General features: G+C 58.5%; 22 protein-coding genes. 8 read left to right on the top strand and 14 right to left on the bottom strand.

The window, feature by feature from the left end:
- Positions 1-16 precede the first annotated feature (16 nt).
- The 5 genes from AC236I_RS18505 to AC236I_RS18485 are packed head-to-tail and all read right to left on the bottom strand — an operon-like array spanning position 17 to position 4,743.
- On the bottom strand, positions 17-1,174 hold the full coding sequence (locus AC236I_RS18505; protein ID WP_064357315.1) for a branched-chain amino acid ABC transporter substrate-binding protein: 1,158 nt from the start codon (positions 1,172-1,174) through the stop codon (positions 17-19).
- A gap of 25 nt (positions 1,175-1,199) precedes the next feature.
- Positions 1,200-1,919 (bottom strand): ABC transporter ATP-binding protein, encoded by a 720-nt coding sequence (locus tag AC236I_RS18500; protein WP_015584977.1) that lies wholly within the window; start codon positions 1,917-1,919, stop codon positions 1,200-1,202.
- Positions 1,912-2,679, bottom strand: a complete 768-nt coding sequence (locus tag AC236I_RS18495) for an ABC transporter ATP-binding protein (RefSeq protein WP_015584976.1) — start codon at positions 2,677-2,679, stop codon at positions 1,912-1,914. The genes AC236I_RS18500 and AC236I_RS18495 overlap by 8 nt, the downstream gene beginning before the upstream one ends.
- Entirely contained in the window at positions 2,676-3,782 is a 1,107-nt protein-coding gene (locus tag AC236I_RS18490) for a branched-chain amino acid ABC transporter permease (protein WP_064357314.1), read from the bottom strand. The genes AC236I_RS18495 and AC236I_RS18490 overlap by 4 nt, the downstream gene beginning before the upstream one ends.
- A gap of 10 nt (positions 3,783-3,792) precedes the next feature.
- Positions 3,793-4,743, bottom strand: coding sequence for a branched-chain amino acid ABC transporter permease (locus AC236I_RS18485; RefSeq protein WP_048022953.1), 951 nt, complete (start codon positions 4,741-4,743; stop codon positions 3,793-3,795).
- Between the two features lie 171 nt (positions 4,744-4,914).
- On the opposite strand from AC236I_RS18485, the gene AC236I_RS18480 reads away from it, so the two are divergent.
- The 4 genes from AC236I_RS18480 to licT all read left to right on the top strand — a co-directional run bounded on the left by AC236I_RS18480 (position 4,915) and on the right by licT (position 10,193).
- Entirely contained in the window at positions 4,915-5,844 is a 930-nt protein-coding gene (locus AC236I_RS18480) for a LysR substrate-binding domain-containing protein (RefSeq protein ID WP_004859015.1), read from the top strand.
- A 211-nt stretch (positions 5,845-6,055) separates the two neighbouring features.
- A complete protein-coding gene (locus AC236I_RS18475; RefSeq protein ID WP_015584973.1) occupies positions 6,056-7,936 on the top strand; it encodes a beta-glucoside-specific PTS transporter subunit IIABC in 1,881 nt (626 codons plus the stop codon).
- Positions 7,933-9,357: a glycoside hydrolase family 1 protein gene (locus AC236I_RS18470; RefSeq protein ID WP_004859020.1), complete on the top strand. Its 1,425-nt coding sequence runs from the start codon at positions 7,933-7,935 to the stop codon at positions 9,355-9,357. Before AC236I_RS18475 ends, AC236I_RS18470 begins: the two co-directional genes overlap by 4 nt.
- Complete coding sequence (licT, locus tag AC236I_RS18465) at positions 9,354-10,193, top strand: BglG family transcription antiterminator LicT (protein ID WP_487608579.1); 840 nt, start codon at positions 9,354-9,356, stop codon at positions 10,191-10,193. Before AC236I_RS18470 ends, licT begins: the two co-directional genes overlap by 4 nt.
- A gap of 195 nt (positions 10,194-10,388) precedes the next feature.
- Here the strand turns inward: licT and AC236I_RS18460 are convergent, their stop codons facing one another.
- The 5 genes from AC236I_RS18460 to AC236I_RS18440 form a co-directional block, all read right to left on the bottom strand.
- Positions 10,389-11,393, bottom strand: coding sequence for a LacI family DNA-binding transcriptional regulator (locus tag AC236I_RS18460; protein WP_004859026.1), 1,005 nt, complete (start codon positions 11,391-11,393; stop codon positions 10,389-10,391).
- Between the two features lie 30 nt (positions 11,394-11,423).
- Complete coding sequence (locus AC236I_RS18455) at positions 11,424-12,824, bottom strand: sucrose-6-phosphate hydrolase (RefSeq protein ID WP_032716808.1); 1,401 nt, start codon at positions 12,822-12,824, stop codon at positions 11,424-11,426.
- Positions 12,824-14,194 carry a sucrose-specific PTS transporter subunit IIBC gene (locus AC236I_RS18450; protein WP_004859031.1) on the bottom strand — a complete coding sequence of 457 codons (1,371 nt, stop codon included), beginning with the start codon at positions 14,192-14,194 and terminating at the stop codon, positions 12,824-12,826. Before AC236I_RS18450 ends, AC236I_RS18455 begins: the two co-directional genes overlap by 1 nt.
- Before the next feature lie 136 nt (positions 14,195-14,330).
- Entirely contained in the window at positions 14,331-15,848 is a 1,518-nt protein-coding gene (locus AC236I_RS18445) for a carbohydrate porin (protein WP_004859034.1), read from the bottom strand.
- A 165-nt stretch (positions 15,849-16,013) separates the two neighbouring features.
- Positions 16,014-16,937: an aminoimidazole riboside kinase gene (locus AC236I_RS18440; protein ID WP_004859037.1), complete on the bottom strand. Its 924-nt coding sequence runs from the start codon at positions 16,935-16,937 to the stop codon at positions 16,014-16,016.
- A gap of 248 nt (positions 16,938-17,185) precedes the next feature.
- Between AC236I_RS18440 and AC236I_RS18435 the strand changes: the two genes are divergently transcribed.
- From AC236I_RS18435 to AC236I_RS18425, 3 genes are all read left to right on the top strand, one after another.
- Entirely contained in the window at positions 17,186-17,827 is a 642-nt protein-coding gene (locus AC236I_RS18435; RefSeq protein WP_004859040.1) for a helix-turn-helix domain-containing protein, read from the top strand.
- Positions 17,828-17,927: 100 nt separating this feature from the next.
- Positions 17,928-18,296, top strand: coding sequence for a DUF3302 domain-containing protein (locus AC236I_RS18430; protein ID WP_004859053.1), 369 nt, complete (start codon positions 17,928-17,930; stop codon positions 18,294-18,296).
- Positions 18,296-19,438 carry an HlyD family secretion protein gene (locus AC236I_RS18425; protein ID WP_004859055.1) on the top strand — a complete coding sequence of 381 codons (1,143 nt, stop codon included), beginning with the start codon at positions 18,296-18,298 and terminating at the stop codon, positions 19,436-19,438. The genes AC236I_RS18430 and AC236I_RS18425 overlap by 1 nt, the downstream gene beginning before the upstream one ends.
- 67 nt (positions 19,439-19,505) lie before the next feature.
- Here AC236I_RS18425 and AC236I_RS18420 read toward each other — a convergent pair whose 3' ends face one another.
- Genes AC236I_RS18420 through AC236I_RS18410 form a run of 3 tightly spaced genes read right to left on the bottom strand, consistent with a single transcriptional unit; the run spans position 19,506 to position 22,503 of the window.
- Positions 19,506-20,300 carry an ABC transporter ATP-binding protein gene (locus AC236I_RS18420; protein WP_044349161.1) on the bottom strand — a complete coding sequence of 265 codons (795 nt, stop codon included), beginning with the start codon at positions 20,298-20,300 and terminating at the stop codon, positions 19,506-19,508.
- On the bottom strand, positions 20,297-21,325 hold the full coding sequence (locus AC236I_RS18415) for a FecCD family ABC transporter permease (RefSeq protein ID WP_160873239.1): 1,029 nt from the start codon (positions 21,323-21,325) through the stop codon (positions 20,297-20,299). The genes AC236I_RS18420 and AC236I_RS18415 overlap by 4 nt, the downstream gene beginning before the upstream one ends.
- A 59-nt stretch (positions 21,326-21,384) precedes the next feature.
- A complete protein-coding gene (locus AC236I_RS18410) occupies positions 21,385-22,503 on the bottom strand; it encodes an ABC transporter substrate-binding protein (RefSeq protein WP_015584968.1) in 1,119 nt (372 codons plus the stop codon).
- Between the two features lie 270 nt (positions 22,504-22,773).
- Between AC236I_RS18410 and AC236I_RS18405 the strand changes: the two genes are divergently transcribed.
- Positions 22,774-23,163 carry a hypothetical protein gene (locus tag AC236I_RS18405; RefSeq protein ID WP_015584967.1) on the top strand — a complete coding sequence of 130 codons (390 nt, stop codon included), beginning with the start codon at positions 22,774-22,776 and terminating at the stop codon, positions 23,161-23,163.
- On the opposite strand, the gene AC236I_RS18400 is transcribed toward AC236I_RS18405, so the two are convergent.
- Positions 23,153-23,326 (bottom strand): hypothetical protein, encoded by a 174-nt coding sequence (locus AC236I_RS18400; protein ID WP_234537120.1) that lies wholly within the window; start codon positions 23,324-23,326, stop codon positions 23,153-23,155. The genes AC236I_RS18405 and AC236I_RS18400 overlap by 11 nt on opposite strands.
- Position 23,327 lies beyond the last annotated feature (1 nt).

Genomic DNA, 23,327 nt, shown 5'->3' with positions numbered 1-23,327 from the left:
ACATTGCCTCACTGCGTTACTTCGTTGTTGCGCCGCCGAGTACGGTTTGCGGCTGCCATTTGCCGTCGACGACTTTGTAGACGGTAAAGGTTGGCGATTTCAGGTTGCCCTCTTTATCAAAGGCGATGTGTCCGGTGACCCCGGAGTAGTTAATGGCGCGTAGCGCGGGCAGATAGTTGGCCGGGTCGACGGAGTCAGCTTTTTCCATCGCCGCCACCAGCACGCGGGTGGCGTCATAGGCGAACGGCGCGTGCAGCTCGATATGGGTGTGATAGCGCGCCTGGTAGGCCTGCTCAAAGGCTTTGCCGCCCGGCATCTGTTCAACCGGCAGTCCCGGCTCCAGCGCCACCACGCCGTCACCCTCTTTTTGCGCCAGCTGCAGGAAGGTCTGGCTGACGAAACCGCCGGCGCCCATCAGGGTGGCGTTCATGCCCAGCTGTTTGATACGACGCGCCAGCGGAGCGGCCTGGCTATCGACGCCGCCGAAGAAAATCAGATCGGCATTTTTACTGCGGATGGCGGTCAGTACGGCGCTGAAGTCCACCGTTTTGTCGTCAACATACTGGCGATCGACGATTTTGATCCCCTGTGCGTCCAGCGACTTAATAAACTCGTCCGCCAGCCCCTGACCAAAAGCGGTACGGTCATCAATCACCGCGATGCGTTTGGCCTTCAGGGTTTGTACCGCGTACTGCCCGGCAAACTGGCCGCCGTCATCGTCGTGGCCCATCACGCGGAAGCTGGTGTCGAAACCCTGTCTGGTATAGGCGTGTCCGGTAGCGACCGGCGCGACCTGGGCGATGCCGGCATCGTGGTAAACCCGTGCGGCGGGAATGCTGGTGCCGGTGTTCCAGTGGCCGACGACGCCGGCGACGCCGCTATCCACCAGACGCTGAGCGACGGCAACGGCGGTACGCGGGTCGGACTGATCGTCTTCAGATTGCAGTTTAAAGGTTACCGCCTTGCCGCCGATGGTCGGGTGTTGCTTGTTGATATCGTCTATCGCCAGCTGCGCGCCGTTTTCGAGATCCTTGCCGATACGCGCGGAAGGGCCGGTCAGCGGGCCCGCCAGGCCGATAATCACGGTTTCGCCGGCCGCAGACCATGCGGCGGATGAGGCAAAGCCACTGAGCAGAATAGCGGCGCTGAGCGCACTGATTTTGACTGTTTTCATTGTTTTTCCCTGATGCTGGTTAGTGTTATGCGGGCACTTCGCCCAAATAAATCTGTGCGATACGGTCGTCGGCCAGCAGCGCCTGCGAGGCACCACGTTCCACAATGCTGCCGCTGTCCATCACCCACGCGCTGTCGGTGGCCTCCAGCGCCAGACGCGCGTTCTGCTCAATCAGCAGCAGCGCCACGCCGCGCTGACGGAGAGTGGCGATCACGCGGAAAACGTTCTCGACCATCAGCGGCGCCAGCCCCATCGAGGGCTCATCGAGGATCAGCAGGCGCGGCTGGCTGAGCAGGGCGCGGTTGAGCGCCAGCAGCTGCTGTTCGCCACCGGAGAGCAGCCCGGCCAGCTGGTGCTGGCGTTCGGCGAGGCGCGGGAAGTTGGCGAAGATCTCGTCCATCTCCTGTCGGACCGCCGCGCTATCACGACGCAGCCAGGCGCCCATCTGCAGGTTTTCCAGTACCGTCATGCGGGTAAAGATGCCGCGGCCTTCCGGTACCATCACCAGCCCTTCGCGCAGCAGCGACTCCGCTTTGCGTCGACGAACCGGTTGACCGTTGAAAATAATCTCGCCGCTAAAGGGTTCCAGCCCGGTAATGGCGCGGACGGTGGAGCTTTTTCCCGCGCCGTTGGCGCCGATCAACGTCGTCTGCTCACCCGCATTAACGCTGAATGAGACGTCGCGTACCGCCTGGATGCCGCCGTAGTGCACGCTGAGGCCGGTTACGGTTAACAGATCAGACATGGACATTGCCTCCCAGCCAGGCGGCAATCACCGCCGGATCGCGGCGCACGGTCTCCGGCGTGCCGCTGGTTAATGTTTTGCCGTAATCCAGCACCATCAGGCGATCGCAGATCCCCATCACCAGCTTGACGTCATGCTCAATCATCAGCAGCGTTCTGCCGTCATCGCGAATGCGCAGCAGCAGTTCGCCCAGCGCCATCTTCTCGGCGGCGTTCATCCCGGCCGCCGGTTCATCCAGCGCCAGCAGGCGCGGATCGGTAGCCAGCGCACGGGCAATCTCCAGCCGCCGCTGGTGGCCGTAAGCGAGGTCGCAGGCGCGGTAGTGGGCGAACTGCGCAATGCCGGTGTAGTCCAGCCAGTGCCATGCCAGCTCGCGGGTCTGCGCCTCTTCGGCGCGGGCGCGTTTATGGCGGGTAAGCGCGGCCCACAGACCGTTGCGGGTGCGCACGTGGCGGCCGACCATCACGTTCTCCAGTACCGACATCTGGTTAAACAGCCGCACGTTCTGGAAGGTGCGGGCGATGCCGGCGGCGGTGACTTTCTCGATATTCTTCGGGAAGTAGGGCTCACCGGCGATAGCGAACTCGCCGCTGTCCGCCGGGTACAGCCCGGTAATCAGGTTAAAGCAGGTGGTTTTCCCCGCGCCGTTGGGGCCGATCAGGCCGTAGATTTCACCTTCATTAATGGTCAGCGATACGTCATCGACCGCCGTCAGGCCACCAAAGCGTTTTGACATGTGGCGTACGCTTAACAGACTCATGCTTTGACTCCCTGATGACGCGCGGGCCAGATGCCCTGAGGGCGCAGGAGCATGACCAGCACCAGCGCCAGGCCGTAGAACAGCTGGCGCAGCACTTCCGGGTCAATCAGCACTTCGCCAAACAGCGCCTGCTGCAGCGGCGCCGCCTGGCTGCGCAGCAGCTCTGGCAGCGCGGTCAGCAGCACCGCGCCGAGGATCACCCCGGGGATATGACCCATCCCGCCCAGCACCACCATCGCCAGTACCGCAATTGACTCCTGTAGCGTGAAGGATTCCGGCGAAACGAAGCCCTGAAATGCGCCGAACAGCGCCCCCGCCACGCCGCCGAACGAGGCGCCGATAGCGAAAGCCAGCAGTTTGTAGTTACGCAGATTGATGCCCATTGCGCGGGCGACGTCTTCATCCTCGCGGATGGCGTGCCAGGCGCGGCCGATGCGCGAATGCTGTAGCCGCAGGCAGACGAAAATAATCGCCACAATCACCAGCATCAGCAGGTAGTACCACAGCCACAGCGCCGGGACTTTAAAACCAAACCAGTGATAGACGCCGCTAAACTTCAGCCCGAACAGGTTCAGCGAGTCGACCCCGGAAATGCCTTTTGCGCCGTTGGTGATGTTGACCGGGCGGTCGAGGTTGCGCATCAGGATGCGGATAATCTCACCAAAACCGAGCGTGACAATGGCCAGGTAGTCGCCGCGCAGCTTCAGCGTCGGCGCCCCCAGCACGATCCCGCAGCCTGCCGCCACCAGCGCGGCAAGCGGAATAATCACCAGCCACGAGGTGTGCAGGCCCTCCGGGAACCGGTTATTTAACAGCGGGAACACCTCCAGCAGATGCGGCGAGGCCAGCAGAGCGGCCAGGTATGCGCCGACGGCATAGAAGGCGATAAAGCCCATATCCAGCAGGCCGGTGTAGCCGACCACGATATTCAGCCCCAGCGCCAGCATGATGTAGAGCAGGGCGAAGTCGATGACCCGCACCCAGTAGTTGCCGCCGAGCTGGCTGGCGACCATCGGCGCCACCAGCAGCGCGCAGACGAACAGGGTCATCCCGGACCAGAAGCGGCGGGAGACGACGGGCGTATCGAGTTGTGCCGTTGTCATAATATTTCTCCTAGGCCCGGTGCGCGACGCGTTCGCCGAGTAAACCGGCAGGGCGGAAGACCAGCACCAGAATCAGCACCATAAAGGCGAAGATATCCTGGTAGTTGCTGCCAAAGACGCCGTTGGTCAGGTCGCCGAGATAGCCGGCCCCCAGGGATTCGATCAGGCCCAGTAGCAGGCCGCCGACCATCGCGCCGCGAATATTGCCGATGCCGCCGAGCACCGCGGCGGTGAAAGCTTTAATGCCGGGCAGAAAGCCCATGGAGAAGCTGGCGCTGCCGTAGTTGCTGGCCATCATCACGCCAGCCAGCGCGGCGAATACGCCGCCGATGGCGAAAGTGAGGATGATAATCGCGTTGGGGTTCACCCCCATCAGCGTGGCGATGCGCGGATTTTCCGCCACCGCGCGCATACCGCGACCTAAGCGGGTGTACTCCACCAGCAGCCACAGGCCGAGCATTACCGCGAGAGCCAGCGTGACGGTGACGATACCGGTGACGGTAATGAGCGCCGGAGGATGCGCTTCGCTGCCGTGGGTCACTGCGATCGGATCCATCGGCAGGATCTGCGGGAACATCAGCGGATTGCGCGACCAGACGATCATCGCTACGGTTTGCAGCAGTACCGAGACGCCGATCCCGGAGATCAGCGGCGCCAGGCGCGGAGCGTTACGCAGGCGGCGGTAGGCAAAGCGCTCGACCGCCATCGCCAGCAGGGCGCAGACCGCCATGGCCAGCAGCAGCGCCAGCCCCAGCTGCGCCAGCGGCGGCAGAGTGGGGAAATGGGCATTCAGCGCGTTCATCCCGGAAAGGGTGGTTAACGCGCCGACCATCAGAATATCGCCGTGGGCAAAGTTAATAATGCGCAGAATGCCGTACACCATGGTGTAGCCGAGCGCGATCAGGGCGTAGATGCTGCCGAGCATGACCCCGTTGATGATTTGTTGTATGAGTGTGTCCAACTGGTTCTTCCGACAAGATGCTCAAATAATAGCTACCATCCAACAAATGAATTAAATTGTAAAATACGCATATATTCTTTCTTATGATAAATGCGTTGTTAACTATCTTTATGATTTTTAATATAATTAAATAAAGCATCGAGTAGTGAAATACGCTAAGAAAATCAATATATGAAAAAAACAGAACAGTCAGAGGGGCCGGTTAGCTGGTCTGAGAGTACGTTAGCCAACGATCCGCCGCTGCGGGCGGTGCGCGCCTTCGAGGCGATCGCCCGCCTGGGCAGCGTGACCCTGGCGGCGCAGGAGCTGGCGATTTCACCCTCGGCGGTAAGCCACCAGCTGAAGGTGCTGGAAGGCTATCTGCAGATCCCGCTTACCGAACGCCAGGGGCGGCGGCTGACCCTCAGCCAGCAGGGGCGGGAGTATTACCGCTCGATCCGCGCGGCGTTTAACGTGCTGCGCCAGGCCACCGAACATCTGGTCGATCAGGTGCAAACCCAGCAGGTGACGATCAGCCTGATCCCGCTGTTTGGCATGGGCTGGTTTATTCCCCGTCTGCCGTCGTTCGTGCACGCCAATCCGCATACCGAAATCAACGTGGTTTACGCGAACCACCGCAACTACCTTAGCGATGCTTCCGATATGTCGATTCGCTTTGGCAACGGTCACTGGGTGGGCTATCAAAGCGAAAAGCTGATTTCCGGTAAAATGGTGCCGGTATGCAGTCAGGCCTTTTTGCGTCTGCACGGGCATATCGATACCCCGGAGCAGCTGCTGCAGATGCCGCTGCTGCACGACGAGGAGCGCACGACATGGAACCAGTGGTTTGTGCAGCAGGGGGTTAAACGGCCGCCGCGCTCGACGGGGCCGCTGTTTGAAGATGGCCTGCTGACCCTGGCGGGGGTGCAGGCCGGGCTGGGCTGTGCGCTGATGCGCGAGCCGCTGATCGCCCCCTATCTGAAGAGCGGCGAGCTGGTGAAAATCTTCGATACGGCGATAGATGATGGCCGGGATTACTATCTCTGCGTGCGTCAGGATAGCGATATGACCCCCAACGGTAAGCTATTACAGAGCTGGCTGCGTCAGCAGGCCCTCGGATGAACTTCACTTAAGAATTTACTTAATCCAGCTCACACTTTTGTCCGGTCGCCGTTGTCATTGCGCAGGGACGCTTAGATAATCCGCCGAAATAACCCATTTTTATGATGGCGTGCTACTGCGAAAGCAGGCAAGACCAAAATAGAAATGCTCTCCCGCCAAGGGGAGCGTCTCTGTTTTGGTCTTTTTTTTTGCCCCAACACCAGGGAACACTATGAACTATAACGAAACAGCAGACAAAATCCTCCACGCGGTGGGCGGTGCGGAGAATATCCGCATGCTCACCCATTGCGCGACCCGGCTGCGCATGGAGTTCAACGACCGCGCGAAGGTTAACGATGCGCAGATTGGCACTATCCCCGGCGTGATCAGCGTCGTGGAGAAGGGCGGCCAGTTCCAGATTGTTATCGGCAATGAGGTGCAGCGGGTTTATCGCCTGCTCAATAAGGCCCTGCCTGAGAAGAAAAGCCCGACCGGCGGCGATAAAAACGCCAAACCGACCGGCATCGTTGCGCGGGTTATCAGCGTCATCTCGACCACATTTACCCCGGTGATCCCGGCGATCACCGGCGCGGGGATGATTAAAGCGCTGTTGGCCATTCTCAAGCTTACCGGCGTGATTAGCGAAACCAGCTCGACCTGGCAACTGCTCAATATCATTGCCGACGCCGCCTTCTTCTTCCTGCCGGTGCTGCTGGCCTACGGGGCGTCGCTGAAGTTTGAATGCAACCCGATTCTGGCGATGACTCTCGCGGGCGTGCTGCTGCATCCCGGCATCGGCCAGATGCTGGCGGCCGGTAAAGCGGTCGATTTTGTCGGTATCAACGTCCTGCTTTCCGATTACGCCGGGTCGGTGCTGCCGATCATTCTGACCGTGTGGCTGATGTCGTGGGTGGAGCGTTTTGCCGAAAAAGTGTCGCCATCGATTATCAAGTTTTTCGTCAAGCCGATGCTGATTCTGCTGATTACCGCGCCGCTGGCGCTGGTGGTTGTCGGCCCGGCGGGCATTTTGCTTAACGACCTGGTTGCCGCGGGGGCGGGGGCTATCGATCGCCACGCCAGCTGGTTGATCCCGATGCTGATGGGCACCCTGCAGCCCTTCCTGATCATTACCGGTACCGCATGGGCGATGACGCCGATCGCCACCGGTCAGCTGAGTAAAAGCGGTTACGAGATGATTAACGGGCCGGGGATGCTGGCATCAAACGTGGCGATGGGCGCGGCGACGCTGTGCGTGGCGCTGAAAACCAAAAATAGCAACCTGCGCCAGCTGGCCTCTTCGTCGGGCTTTACCGCGCTGCTGGGGATCACCGAACCGGCGCTGTACGGGGTGCTGCTCAAGTTCCGCCGGGTGCTGATTGCCGCGATGATCGGCGGCGGCTGTGCCGGGGTCTACGCCGGGGTGAGCGGGCTGGTACGCTACGCTTTTGTCTCCCCGGGACTGGCGGCGCTGCCGGCGTTTATCGGCGAAAACCCGATGAATATCGTCCATGCGCTGGTGACCTGCGCGATTTCCATCGTGGTGACCTTTACCTTGACCTGGTTTATCGCCTTCAAAGAGGTTCCGCAGGAGCAAGAGGAGGTGAGCGAGGCGCCGCAGCCCGCGGTCAGCGCGAAAAGCGAGGGCGAGTTTGAAGTATTAAGTCCGCTGCGCGGCCAGGTGGTGGCGCTCAGCGAAGTGAACGACGATGTTTTTTCCGGCGGTCTGCTGGGCGAGGGCGTGGCGATTCGTCCGCAGGAAGGGGTGCTGCGCGCGCCGTTTAGCGGCAAGGTGATGATGTTTCTGCCCTCCTGCCACGCGGTTGGCCTGCAGAGCGACAGCGGTCTTGAGCTGCTGATCCATATTGGTATCGACACCGTCAATCTTAACGGCCAGCACTTTAGCTCGGCGCTGAAGGTGGGCGATAGCGTGGAGGCCGGGCAGGCGCTGATCCGCTTCGATATTTCGGCCATCGAGCAGGCCGGGTACGACCTGATTACCCCGGTGATTGTGGTCAACGGCGATGAGCGGCACTCTCTGCGCCTCACCGCCGCCGCGCAGGTGGATTACGGTGAACCGCTGATGGTGCAATCCGCTAAGGAGGCGCAGGCATGATTTATCAACAGCAGGCCCGGTTCCCGGATGGTTTTCTGTGGGGGGCGTCCACTTCGGCCTATCAGGTTGAGGGCGCGTGGAATGAAGACGGTAAGGGGCCGTCGGTGGTCGATATGCTCAGCCATCCGCCGGGAACGGCGGACTTCCGCATCGCCAGCGACCACTACCATCGCGTGGAGGAAGACGTCGCGCTGATGGCGGAGATGGGGCTGAAGGCCTACCGCTTTTCGGTGGCCTGGTCGCGGGTGATCCCGGACGGCGACGGCCCGGTGAATCCGGGCGGGCTGGCCTTTTATCATCGGCTGATCGACGCCCTGACGCGCCACGGGATCACCCCCATTGTGACGCTGTACCACTTCGACCTGCCGTGGGCGCTGGAGCTCAAAGGCGGCTGGCTGAACCGCAACACCGGGGAGGCCTTCGTGCGCTATGCCCGGCTGCTGTTCAGCGAGTTTGCCGCTAAAGTCCCGCTCTGGCTGACGATTAACGAACAAAACACCATGATCCTCCACCCCGGGGCGATTGGCGTGCCCGCCGATCGCCCACTGCCGGACAAGAAGGCGCTGTACCAGCAAAATCACCATATGATGCTGGCCCAGGCGCAGATCTTCGCCCTGTGCCACCGCGAGTTTCCCGGAGTGCGTATCGGCCCGGCGATAAATACCACCTCGATGTACGCCGAAAGCTGTAAACCGGAGGATGCCATTGCCGCGCATAACTGGGAGACACTGCGCTGCTGGAGCTTTCTGGATGTGGCGGTGCATGGCCGCTACAACGCCCTGGCGTGGGCCTATATGCAGGATCGCGGCCTCGCGCCGCAAGTGCAGCCAGAGGATGCGCTGATTTTGCAGCAGGGGCGGCCGGACTTTATCGCCATTAACTACTACTCCACCGCCACTATTGCCGCCAGTCGGGGCGACGGTGCAGACGTTGCGCCTCGCGCGGGCGACCAGCAAATTATGCTGGGCGAAGAGGGGGTTTATCGCCCGGCGGAAAACCCGTGGGTCGGCAAAACCCCCTACGGCTGGGTCGTCGACCCGGTGGGGCTGCGCCTGACGCTGCGCAAAGTGTGCGAGCGCTACGGTCTGCCAGTTCTGATTAGCGAAAACGGCATGGGCGCGCCGGATAAACTCGAGCATGACGGGACGGTGAATGACGATTACCGCATCGCCTTCTTACAGGCGCATATTGAGCAAATGCGCCTGGCGATTGCCGACGGCGTCGAGCTGATGGGCTACTGCCCGTGGGCGGCAATTGACGTGGTCAGCACCCATCAGGGATATGCCAAGCGCTACGGTTTTATTTATGTCGATCGCGGTGAGGATGACCTGAAGCGTCTGCAAAGGATCCGTAAACGCAGCTTCTGGTGGTATAAGGATGTCATCGCGCAAAACGGCAACCACGATGAGTCGCAGAGATGATTGTTCAGAAGGTGCTCAATAATAGCCTCGTGCTCTCTATGGATGACGATGACCGGGAGGTTATCGTCATGGGGAAAGGCATTGGCTTCAACAGCAGACCCGGGGATGAGATTGATCCGGAGAAGATAGAGAAGCGATTCGTGACCCAGGCGCTTGGCGCGCGCAGCGGCTATCTCGAGGCGCTCTCCGCCATCCCGGACGAGGTCATCGAAATGGCCGCGATGATTATTTCCCGCGCCAATATGCAGCTTGCCAGCAAGGTTCGCGAGCAGATTTTCTTTACCCTCGCCGACCACCTGACCTTCGCCATCGAACGCAGCCGCAAAGGGATCGCCATTCAAAACCGTCTGCTGCCGGAAGTGAGACGTTTTTATCCGCAGCAGTTCCGCGTCGCCAGCGACGCGGTGACGATTATTCGCCAGCAGTACAGGATTGAACTGCCGGAGGAGGAGGCCGGAAATATCGCTTTTCATCTGGTTAACGGCCAGAGCGAGGGTGACGACGTGGCGCAGACCATGCAGTCGGTGAAGATGCTGAAGGATATTTTTAATCTCGTGCAGTACCACTTTAAGCAGCAGATAGACACCGAATCGATTAACTACTCGCGCTTTCTGGTCCATATGCAGTTCTTCCTCCAGCGTTTACAGGAGGGGGAACTGGACGACGCGCGGGACAGTTTTCTGCTGGTGCAGGTGATTAAGGAGTATCCGGAGGCCTACCGCTGCGCGCTGCGGATCCGCGATTACGTCAAGGCCCAGCTCGATATCACCCTCGGCGGCAACGAGCTGCTGTGGCTCACCGTGCATCTGGTGCGGATTAGCGGGCTGGATGCGTGAGCGTGTTCTATTAACGGGAGGTAAAGGCCAGGGATGTTCCATTCAAGAGACCATCTCTGCTATCACCCGGTGGCGCTAATGCCTTGCCGGGTCGGTGTTTGGTTTTCGTCGGCCGGGTCAGGCGTTAGCCGCCACCCGGCAGAGATACGCGCGCACGGTTTCATTCAAGTTGGTCATTTAAAAACGCCTGGCGAATCAACGATGGCGGAACTGCAGCGTCGCGGGCAGGTAGCGCCGTAGCGGCTCAGGCGTGTTGCCGTCGATCAGCTGGCTTATCAGATCGTAGCAGTGCCAGGCCAGCTGACGATTATCCTGCTGGACGGTGTCGATACGCAGCGATAGCGAATCGTAGAGATAGTGATCGTCAAAGCTCGCCAGATGAATATCGGAATCCAGTAGATGGTGCTGGCTCATATAGCGCAGCACCCCTTCCAACAGACCGCAGGCGGCGGTGAACAGCGCCTTTGGCGGCCGCCCGAGACGCGCGCAGAGAGCGGCGAACATCTCGTAGCCGGAGCTCGGATGATAGTTGCCGTTAATCACCCACTCGGGACGCAGTTCAACACCGGCGTTTGCCAGCCCCTGAGTAAACCCTGCCAGACGATCGCGGGAGGGCGACAGACGCGGCTGCCCGCCGAGAAACCAGAACTCGTCGCGATGCTGAGGCGCGATGCGGGAAATCAGATCCGCCGTTGGGCTGATGGAGTCGGTCATCACCAGCGGCAGCGTGCTGTCGCTGGGACAGCGGTCAAACAGTACCACCGGCAGCTGTTCGCTGAGCTTGAGGTAATCGGCGTCGTTGTGCATACAGGAGGCGACGATCAGCCCGTCAACCTGGCGGGCAATCATATTATTGACCACCATGGTTTCCTGGCCGGGGTTTTCGTCGGTACAGGAGATCAGCAGCTGAACGCCCGCCTCGCGGCAGAGCATTTCCAGCTCATGAGAGAAGACGGCAAACCCGTAGTTGGTAATTTCAGGCACCACCAGACCGATGGTGTGGCTACGGTTATCGCGCAGCGAGCGGGCGTGAATACTGGGCTGATAATGTTGTTCGCGCGCGATGGCCAGCACGCGCTCGCGGGTATCCTGCGCCACGCGGAGTTCTTTGCCACGACCGTTCAGCACCAGGCTGGCGGTGGCTTTCGAGACACCCGCCAGCTCGGCGATATCTTTAATGGTAACGCGTTTGGTTTTCATCACGACAACATGCGCCTGAATTTAAAACGCTTATTCTACCATGCATGGCTCCAGCGACCAGTAGCAGAATGTTACCGGCGTCGCGCCGCTGAAAACCAGCTGTGCGGGATAGTCCGGGAAGAGGCGGCTGCTCATCACCCCTTCGCCGTCGTTAATGAAAATCTCCACGCTCGACTGGTCGATGAAGATCCGCAGCGAGCGAACCGTGCCGCGCCAATAGCGATAGAGCATTTCGTCGCTGGCGAGGCTGCGCCGCGCCAGACGAAGGCCGTGGCTATCGCGCTCGAGAGTCAACGCGCCGCCGAAATCGAGGCTAAACGCGTCGTCAGCGGCGGTATCGAGGGCGATTTCCAGCGGGGCCAGCGGCAGAACGTTGCCCTGCCAGCTGCGGACTTCGCCGCGCAGGGCGCTCAGTTCGCGCAGCGGGCGCTGATAGAGTTTGCCGTCCACCCACTCCAGTTCGCGCAGGCAGGTCATCTGGTGGATCCAGCCGTTGGCCCGCGTCGGCTGGCGCATCTCCTCGCCGTCCGGTACGCCCATCCAGCCAACCAGCAGCCGACGGCCGTCGGCTGTCTGCATGGTTTGCGGGGCATAGAACTCAAACCCGGCATCCAGCTCGTGCAACTCGCCGTGCGTGAAGGCGGCGCTGGCGTAATCGAAGCCGCCGGCCATCCACACCGCCGGATAGGTGTTGAGGTAGCGCTCTTTCTCGCCGGGAATCCCCTGCGGGCAGCAAATCAGAATATGCTGATCGCCAAGCGGGAACAGGTCCGGACACTCCCACATATAACCGGCATCGTGCAGTCCGTTGATGCCGGCGCCGGCGATTTCGCCCTCGCTCGTCCACTCATGGAGATTTGCGGAGCTGAACAGCAGCACCTTGCCGCGCTTTTGCCGATCCTGCGCACCTAGCACCATGTACCAGCGGCCTTCATGCTGCCAGACTTTCGGGTCGCGCACGTGGCCGGTATAGCCCTCTGGCAGCGGCAGGACCGGGCCGGTTTTGCTGAAGGTGCCGTCGGGATTTTCCGTCGCCAGGCACTGCCAGGCGGTCCGGCTGCCGTCTGCAAATTTGACGTTGCCGGTGTAGCACAGGGTCAGCGTCCCGTTGTTATCCACCGCGCTGCCTGAGTAGCAGCCGTTGCGGTCATACTCTTCGTCCGGCATCAGCGCAATCGGTTCATGCCGCCAGTGCAGCAGATCGGCAGAACTCCAGTGCCCCCAGCATTTGAAGGTGTGATCGCAGGCGAGCGGGTTCCACTGATAGAACAGGTGATAGCGCCCGGCAAATTCGACAAAGCCGTTGGGATCGTTCATCAGCCCGGTGACCGGCGCGTGGTGCCAGCGGGGATAGTGGCTGTCGGCCAGCGCGCGCGGCTGGCCTTGCATAACGGCCTGCAAAATCGCAGGCAGGCGTGATGGAAGTGACATTATTCCGCGTCCGTTTTGTATTTCAGCAGCAGGGAGACGACAAAGGCAACGCCGAAGGCGATGACCATCCCGATAATGTAGTTCAGCAGCGAACTGGCCTGCACGATAGCCATGCCTGGAATCGCCGTCAGGCCGACCGCGGTCATATAGACGTGCATGGAGACGACCCATGCGCCGCCCGCTGCGCCGCCGATCAGCGCTGCAATAAACGGCTTCACAAAGCGTAAGTTGATACCAAAAATCGCCGCCTCGGTGATACCCAGCATGGCAGAAAACGCCGATGGCAGGGTAATGGCTTTGATTTTGGCATCTTTGGTTTTAAACCACACCGCCAGGCAGGCGCCGCCCTGAGCAACATTGGCCATCGCCCAAATCGGCAGCAGGAAGTTGACGCCGATGGCGGGGTTGCCCAGCAGTCCGGCTTCGATAGCGTGGAAGCTGTGGTGAATACCGGTAATCACGATAACCGAATAGAGACCGCCAAACAGCAGCCCAGCCAGCCAACCGGCGTGGGTAATCAGCGTACTGAGCACGAATGAGATGCCGTCTCCCAGCGCGCGGCCCGCCGGACCGATAATCAGCAGGGCGATAAAACCGGAAATAATCACCGTCAGGAACGGCGTCAGGATCAGGTCCAGCGCATCGGGGATGACGCGGCGCAGCTGCTTCTCAACAATGCTCATAAACCATACCGCCAGCAGCACCGGGAACACCGTACCCTGATAGCCGATCATCGCAATCTCAAGGCCGAAGAAGTTCATGGTATGGAAACCGGCGGCCACGCCCCAGGCGTTGGTGAGCGCCGGGTGGGTCAGAATGCCCCCGAGCGTCGCGCCAAGGTAGGGGTTACCGCCAAATTCGCGGGCGGCGGTAAAGCCAATCAGGATCGGCAGAATAATAAACGCCGCCGAGCTGCACATATCCAGAATAATGTAGATAGCGTTGCTCGGGTCGACCCAGCCGTAGGTTTTCACCATGCCGAGCAGGCCCATCAGCAGACCGGAGGCTACGATAGCCGGAATAATGGGTACAAAGATGTTTGACAGCAGACGGGCGATACGCTGGAACGGATTAAGCTTTTTCGCCGCGATATCGGCGGCTTCCGACTTGCTGGATTCGCCGATGCCGGCGGCCTGAATAAACGCGGCGTAAACTTTGTTCACCACCCCGGTGCCAAAAATAATCTGCATCTGTCCGGCGTTGCGAAAACATCCTTTTACGCCTTCAATTTTGCCGATAGCCTGCTGGTCGGCGAGCGCATCATCGATCAGCACCAGACGCAGGCGCGTGGCGCAGTGCGCGGCGCTGGCGATGTTTTCCTTACCTCCCAGAAGCGGAAGCAGTGAGCGGGAAATCTGTTCAAAATCCATAGTACCCTCTGAATGCGTAATAATTATCGTGTTGTGGTCCCGGGTTTACGGGGGCGCAGTCTCTGCGTCGTTATTGTGTCCGGGGCGATGGCCGACTCGCCGCCGCCCCGGTGTTTCTGGCATCAGGCGCTAACCGTCAGAACCAGGTTTCCATTTGCATACCGAACGACCATTCGCCGCCTGATTTAAAACCGCTGCTGCCTAAGGCATCATCGCTGGCGTAATTATCCAGTTTTTTGCTCCAGTCCATCCACGAGGTGTAGAGACGGATCTCCGGACGGCTGAAGAAATCGCCAATGCTACCGACCTTAAAGGTGGGGGCGAAGGTGAGTTTATAGAAACTTCCGTTCACCGCATGGCGGTCGTTGTAGCCTTCGGGTTTGAGATCCATGTACTGGTAGGTGCCTTCGTAAGCAAGGGCGAAGTTCTGAGTGATCTCCTGAATCAGACGCAGGTTGAGCGTCGCCCACTGGTAGCTGTCGCCATCGACATAGCGATCTTTACTGCTCTGCGCCAGCACCGCCGGGGCGATAAACCAGTTCTCGCTGAGCGGCGTGGTGCCGTAGCTGGCGAAGCGCCAGGTATTTGCTCCCGGGCGCAACCCGCCGTCGGAACCGACGCCTTTCACTTCGGCACCCAGCCCGTGGCCATAGAGCAGGGCCGTTTTGCTGGTCCCTTCACGCAGGCCGTAAAAGCTGTCGTTGTGCAGACCGAGCAGCGTATGTACCCCGGTATTTGCCGCATCGCCTTTGACCAGATTACCGTTGGTATCTTTGCGCTCATCATTATCTTTCGCCCGCATCCCGCTGACCATCACCTGCACCGGGCCGATGAAGTTATTCATGCTGAGGATGTAGTTCTGCACGCTATTGCTTGAATCATCAATATCACCGAAGTTGCGCCCGTATAAAGAGAAGTTACTCCGCAGGCTGTCGTTCCACTTCACGTCGTAAATACCGCCGCCGGTCCCGGCGAGGAATACCACGTCGGAGTCGACCCAGTGAATATCAAAGTTGTCGCGGTCGAAACGTTTCCCGGCCCACAGGGTTGAACCTTTGAAGGGACCCTCGAAGGTGGGCAGATTACCCAGCTCGACGAAAGCCTGGCGCACGTTCAAATCGCTGCTGCTTGCCGTCCAGTCGTTGTAGGTGGTTTGGCCGTCGGCCACCATCACCTTGAAGCGCGTCGTTGCCCCGTTATCCAGGGTCTGCTTATGTTCGAGGTTCATTTCGACATAGGTGTCGGCCTGGTTCCCCAGACGGCCAATGGCCCCGCCGGTTTCCCCCGCCGGTGTCATATAGGCGCCGGATTTGGTACTGGCGGCGGAGTCATTCATGATTACGCCGGAGCGGGCGTAGCCGTGGAACTCAAACCCGCTTTTCTCGTCGGCTTTTTTCTCCAGCTGGGCGGTGCGCTGGGCTACCTGCTGGGTGTTGTCCTGGGTTTTTTGCTGCTGGGTGGTGAGCTGCTCGACTTTCTTCTCCGCCGACTCGGCGCGGTTTTCCGCGGTCTGTGCCCGGTTTTCGGCATCCTGCAGGCGTTTTTCCAGGGCGATCAAACGGGCTTCGATACTGCTGAGGTCCGTTTGTGCATGAGCTGAGGCCGCGCCGGTGAGCAAAGTAATAACAACCGCGAGTGTGCTTTTTTTATACATGTAGGTCGCATCCCAAACGTAAAATTGACATTATTGTGTTTTTGCTAAACCGGTTTAGGCGCTATGTTAAACATGACCTTTAACATCTGTGAATATAAATTGCTAAACCGATTTAATAAATGTGATGGATGCAACAAAGTGGGCCGCCAGAGCAGCCCGAAAGGATCAAAATGAGAGGTTAAGATCGTGCTGGTAGGGAAGGGCGGTCATCGCCCCTTTGGCGGTAGTGGCCAGCGCTCCGCAGGTTTGCGCCTGCATGATTGCCGGTTCCAGCGCCGCGGGATCCGTTGGCATTCCCTTCGCGGCAAGACTGGCAAGCAGCCCGGCGACAAACGCATCGCCTGCGCCGGTCGTATCGACGCTGACCACCGGCTGCGCGGAGAAGTGGGTTAACTGCTGCTGAAAAGCGGTGAGCACCCCGGCTTTACCCTGAGTGACCAGCAGAAGTTCAGGCTGGTAGCGCTGGGTCAGGGCGGTTATCCCTTCGACTAAATCGTCTCTGCCGCTGATTAACGCCAGCTCTTCTTCGGACAGTTTTACCACGTTTGCCAGACGCAGCGCGCGATCGAGACAGGCATGCAGCAGCTCCGGGTCTTGCCAGAGATCCGCGCGGATATTGGGGTCAAAGCTGACCCGACCGCCGGCTAATTTTATTCTCTCCATCGCCGCGAAGGTTGTGCTGCGGCTGGGTTCGGCGCTGAGCGCGATGGAGCAGACGTGCAGCCATTCGTTGGCGGCGAAGGGCGGAAGATCTTCCGGCTGTAAAAACAGATCCGCGCTGGGGCGCACCATAAAGGTAAAGGTTCTTTCCCCTTCGCCATCAAGATCGACCACCACGGTAGAGGTCCGGTGCTGCGGATCGCAGCGCATGTAGCGGGTATCCACCTGTTCCTCGCGCAGAGTTTGCTGCATAAAGCGGCCAAAAGGATCGTCGCCGACGCGGCCGATAAACCCGCTGTTGCCACCCAGGCGGGCGATACCTACCGCCACATTGGCCGGTGCGCCGCCGGGACACTGCAACAGGCGACCGCCGCTTTCCGGCAGCAGGTCCACTACCGCATCCCCAAGCACCCAAACTTTTGCATTCATACTGTTTTCACCTCAATGCTAAACTTAATTAAACCGGTTTAGCTTATTTAAGCATAGCCCGCCGATGAACGAAACGCTGCGATCGATAAAGTGAGAAGCAGGACAAAAAACGGCGTGACGGAAGCGGGGAGCATCGTTCCCGGAGGCAGAACTCCAGCTGTGGACTTTTACTGCCTGGTGTTCTTCGCTATATTTTGTGAAGCAATGATTTGCCCACTGCCGGCGAGCGAGGGAGAGCGTATTTAAAGATGGTGAGTCGTTTTGGCAATATTCACGCTTTTTACCAGTCGCTGGAGCTGACAAGCCATCTGCCAGAGGTTATTGCCTGCGGTGAAGATCTTGAGCTGGCCAGCGGCGAGCGTTTCCAGCCCGCAGAAGGGTTCATCTACTTTTTGCGGCAAGGGCAGGTGACCCTTGCCGTAGATGATGAGCAAAATCTGCTGGGTATTGTTATTGAAAATATGCCGCTGGGCCTGCTGGAGCACTATTGTCCGTCGGCCAGATTCTTCTACCGCTGCCAGGAAAATTGTCGCTTTAGCAAAATTGCCGCCAGCGATTTTGAACGTATTTTTTATCATTCGTCGCCGCAGTACATGAAAGAGCTGACGACGATTCTGGTTTATATGGGCATCTTCGTACTGGATGTCAGCAATGAAAGAGGCAATCTGTCGGGGTTCCAGACCATCAAGTCGATGCTCTTTCGCTATCTGTACCGCCGCGAAATTGATACCGGCAAGCGCGAAAGTTTGTCCGCTTTTATTATCAAACGAACGAATCTTTCAAGAAGCTATGTCTATCAGGTGCTGGCGGCGCTGAAAGAGGGGGGATATATTACGGTGAAAAAAGGGCAGCTTATTTCCATTGACCGGAAAATCCCTGAAAAATTCTGATTAATACTCGCATGGAAAATTATTTTTAATTATTTCCCCGGCGTCGTGACGCCTTCATTCCGCTTACGGCTTAATTTAATTATCTCTCTGGAGTTATTCTATGACCCTGGATTATGTTGCATTGGCTATCCTCGTTGCGGTAGTCCTGATCCTGTTTTACGGGGTAATTGTGATTCACGATATCCCCTATGAAATTGCTAAAAAAAGAAATCATCCGCATCAGGATGCGATCCATTACGCCGGATGGGTGAGCCTGTTTACACTGCATATCCTGTGGCCGCTGCTGTGGATTTGGGCCACTCTGTGGCGTGAAGACCGCGGCTGGGGGATGCAAAAAATGGCGCAAGAACAGAGCGACCTGCATCATCGCCTGGAACAGGCCTGCACTCGTCTGGACACCCTTCAGCAGGAATTAAATGTGGTGAAACAGCGTGCCGCAGTCAATATAAATAATAAAGGGGCTGAATAATGGAAACGTTGCTGCTCCTGTGTTATGCCGCATTAAGTATTGCGATATTTAAAATTTTCCGTATTCCGCTGAATAAATGGACGGTGCCTACCGCCGTATTAGGTGGGGTGGTACTGATTGGCGCATTAATTCTGGGAATGAACTATAACTTCCCCTACACCGATATAGGTAAACAGGTTTTTCGCACGGTGCCTGTTGTCTCGCAAACGCGCGGCCGGGTGATGAGCGTGCCGGTGCAGCCGAATCAAATGCTGCACAAGGGGGACGTCTTGTTCACCCTCGACCCGACGCCCTTTCAGGCGCAGGTTGATGATTTGACAGCGCAGGTCAAAGCGGCCAGCCAGGATGCGCTGTCGCTCAACGCCGCTCTCAACAGTGCCCAGGCCGATCTCCAAAAAGCGATAGCGTTGCGCGATCGGGCGCAGCGGGAATATGCTCGCTTCCAGGCGGGCCACGACAAAGGCGCATTTTCAGATCAGATGGTGGATACCCGCCGTCAGAGCTGGAAGGCCGATGAAGCCGCGGTCGCCGCTGCTCAGGCGAGCGTAGTTCAGGCGCACAATAACCTGAATTCGGTGGTCAACGGCGAAAACACCAAAGTCGCCTCGCTGCTGGCGCAGCTGCGCGCGGCGGAGTTTAAACTGGAAAATACCGTCGTTCGCGCCCCGTCAGATGGCTACGTCAGCACCGTCGGTTTACGCCCCGGGACGATGTCGACAGCCCTCGGTCTGAAGCCGGTGATGACCTTTGTCCCGACGGGAGAAGCGGACAAACGTGAGTTCGTGGCGGCCTTCCGCCAGAATTCGTTGCAGCGTCTGGAAAAAGGCGAGCAGGCTGAGCTCCTGTTCCCGGCGGTACCGGGGACGGTATTTCACGCCGAGGTGACCGAGGTGCTGCCGGCGATTGGCGAGAGTCAGTTTCAGGGACAGGGGACATTGCTGACAACTCGCGATCTGGATACCCGCGGTCGGGCGCTGGTGGTCTTCCGGGTGACGGATACGCGGCTACAAAACTACCATCTGCCGCAGGGAACCGATGTTGAAGCGGCGGTTTACTCCGGCCATTTAGAGCACCTGTCGCTAATCAGGAAGATCCTGATCCGCATGAAAAGCTGGGAAAACTACCTTTATCTCGATCATTAACCTGTCGTTTGCGTACGCCGTTAAGCGGGCGCTGGTCGGGCAACTCACGTGCCTGGCCAGCGTCTTATCATCCCTCTGCCAGACCGTCGATAATCACCTGCATTATCCCCTGAGAACAGGGTTCAATCCGGCCGCGCACGCCATAGACCGACGCAAGTATCTCCGGCGTAATCACCTGCGACGGCGCGCCGTCGGCCAGCAGCTGGCCTTCCTTCAGCATCAGCACATGATCGGCATGGCGCAACGCAATATTAATATCATGTACCACCACCAGGGTGATGATATTGCGCCGGCGGGTCTCCTGGCGTACCAGGTCCATCACGTGAAACTGGTAGTTCAAATCCAGCGCGCTGAGCGGTTCATCCAGCAGGAGTAATGACGGCTGGCGGATAAGCGACTGGGCCAGGCCGACGAGCTGTTTTTGCCCGCCGGAAAGCTGGTCCAGGTAGCTTAACGCCAGATGTGCAATACCCAGCTGGCGCAGCAGGGACATGACTTCCGCCTCGCTATCAGAACGTTCGCCTCCGGCAGCGTGCCGGGCGACGATAATTGACTCCAGCACGTGCAGATGCACGCCTGCAGGCAGCGTTTGCGGTAGATAGACCACTTTTTCTGCCCGTCTGGCAAACGGTAGCGTCAGCAGGTTTTCTCCGGCCAGTGACAGTTCCCCCGTCGACGGGCCGAGGCCCGCCATCGCCCGCATTAGCGTCGATTTCCCGCTGCCGTTGGGACCCAGAAGCGCCGTGATTTTACCGCACGGTAGATGAGGGACAGTCAGATCGTGAATGACCTGACGTTTCGGATAACCGGCGTTGAAATGGCCGAGCGCCAGTCCCGATTCCGCTGGGGTGTGCAGGCTCATACGTTTCCCCGATGGCGTAAAATAATGCTCAGGAAGAAGGGAACACCGACCAGCGAGGTGACTATCCCTACCGGGATGATCGCGCCGGGCAGCAGATTCTTCGACGCCACCGAGGCGAGCGATAGCACCAGGGCGCCAATAAAGGCGCTGGCGGGCAGATAAAAGCGGTGATCCTCACCAAAAACCAGGCGCGCAATGTGCGGTGCGACGAGGCCAATAAAGCCGATTGGGCCAACGAAGGCCACCGACAGCGCCGATAAGATGCTAATGCGCAAAAGCGTGGTCAGACGTAGACGACGGACGTTGATGCCAAAACTCATCGCCCGATCTTCGCCGAGGCGCAGCGCGGTTAGCTTCCACGCATTCAGCATGGAAAGTGGCATCACGACCGCCAGGACGGCAAATAAAATCCCCACTTTTTGCCAGGAGGCGCGATCGATACTGCCCATGGTCCAGAACACCAGGCCCTGTAGCGTGTCCTCATTGGCAACAAACTGCAGCATCGATACCAGGGCGTTAAAGGTAAATACCAGCGCGATACCAAATAAGATGACCCCGGAAGTGGCGACCTGGGTCCAGCGGGTGATGCCGTCCAGCAGCAGGGCGGCCAGTAGGGCGAACAGAAACGCGTTTGCGGAGGTAAACCACTGGTTGGGAATGCCGGGAAGGCCAATCCCCAGCACGATGGCCAGCGCTGCGCCGAACGCCGCCGCTGAGGAGACGCCGAGTGTAAAAGGGCTGGCGAGCGGATTGTTGAGGATCGTTTGCATCTCTGCGCCGGCCAGGCCCAGAGCAAGGCCCACCACCACTGCCATCAGCGCGTAGGGCATACGAATATCCCAGACAATGACCCGCGTTCCGGCCGCTGCGCTGCCGGGGTTCGTCAGGGTTTGCCATAGGGTATGTAGCGACATGCCTGACGGCCCGAGCACGAAATCGAGTAGCAGCGAGGCGACAATCAGCAGCAACAACAGCAGCATCAATGCGATGCGGCGACGCAGAATTTGGCGATAGTGGGCCATCACGCCGTCGGTACCGGTATTCCGTATACGGATGCCGGGTTCAGTAGTCGAACTCATGCGGGTTACTCACCTTGTTTCCAGGAAAAAACGAACGGCAGGTCTGGCAGGGAGGTAAAGCGACGCACGATGTCGTGGTACGTCTCATCGGGATTCAGGGTAGTGAACGCCCGCGGGTAGATATCTTTCGCCAGGTACTCCATGCCGACGATATTCCACGGATGGTTATAGAAATGGTGGTAAACCCCGTAGGCCCGCTTCGCTTTTACCGCCGGGATATCGCTGACGCCGGTTCTCGCCAGCAGCGCTTCACCCTGGGCATTAACCTCCTGCTGGCTGACCTGGTAGCCTAGCGGCAGTACCTGGCTGTTGCCGCGCTTCGAACCTGTCATGATGTAGGCATCGGGCTTCATGCTGATAATTTTTTCCAGCGATACAAATCCGGAGGCGCCGGGAAGCAGCTGGGAGCCAACATTAGTGGCGCCGACGGCTTCCACTAATCCGCCCCAACCGCTGTGCCCGTGGGTAAAGCAGCAGGCGTCGCTATTACCGGCCAGCGCTTCGACGAAAACCGTGGCTTTTGGGGTGATTGTGGCCGTTTGCTGCTCGATAGCGTGCAGGTGCCGGCGGTAGAAATCGGTATAAGCTTTGGCGTTGCTCTCACGGTTAAGCACCTGACCTAACAGGTCGATGCTGGGGGCGGTATCGCGGGAAGGATTGACTTCATAATCGACAAATAACACCGGAATCTTCAGTGCGGTAAGTTTGCCGATCACCCCGCTTTCGGTCAGCGCCGGCTTTGCGCGCAGCTGTGCAATCATCAGATCGGGCTGGCGGGAGAGGACGCTTTCCAGGTCAACGTTGCCTTTGTCGCTAAAGCCCATATCAAGAATGGCTGCTGACTGCGGCCACTTCTGCTGCAGCATTTTCCAGGTCGCCACGTCCTGCTTTTTCGCCAGGTTGTTCCAGGCCACAACGCGTTGAAACGGGTTGTCCCGATCCAGCAGCGCCAGCGACATGAGATCCCGTCCATCCTGCAGGATGATGCGCTGGGGTTCATGCTGGAGCGTTATCTGACGGCCATCGAGGTCGGTAACCGTGAGGGGATATTGCGTCGCGTAGCTAAGCGCGGGGATCGAGATTAAGGCAGTAAGAATGAGTGAACTTACTGATTTTCTTGCCATAATTTGAGTTCCGTTTGCATATATTATAAATATAATGATTTTGATAATTATTCGCGTATAAAAATAAACGGCAGGTATATGAAAAAGCATTTTCATAAAATGTAACAACTTACTGGAATTTGCTGGTGCATCCTGAATAGCGTGGTGGTAAGACTGAAAAATGGGAAAAATAGACGGCGCTGGTTTTAAGAACTATCCCTAAAGTCATGACCGGAATGTTATGCCATGCTGTTGATGACTCATAACATTAAGCACGTTAGAGAGGAAATGATGAAAAAAGCAATGATTGCGTTATCTGCGATTCTGGTAGCAGCCCCTGTTTTTGCTGCGACAACACACGCAACTGATGATACCGTCGCGGCGGCCCATGAAGGGGCGAATACGGCGAAAGAAAAACTGCACCAGGCCCAGAACGAGGGCGAAGAGCAGAAGCTGAAAGCCGAACACGCGGCGCAAGGTAAAAGCGACAGCGTCGGCAGCCAGGTGAGCGAAGGTGCTCAAAAAACCTGGAATAAGACCAAAGAAGGGACGGAGAAGGGTTGGGATAAGACCAAAGAAGGGACGGAAAAAGGCTGGAATAAGACTAAAGCCGCCACCGAAAAAGGCTGGGATAAAACCAAGCAGGGTGCGGAAGAGCTGAAAAATAAAGTCACCGAATAATTCCGGAAGCGTTGCATAAAATAAGGTCGCGAAAGCGGCCTTTTTTTTGCCCCTCTTTTTGCCCCTCATCGGCAGCGACGGTGATGACGTCGCGGCGACGCCCCTCGCGGCGTTGATAGCGAACGATAATGCCAGGAATTGTCCTGGATATCCTGATACTCACT

The organism is Klebsiella sp. Sb-30, from assembly GCF_057652795.1.
This window is presented reverse-complemented; position numbering and strand designations above follow the sequence as displayed.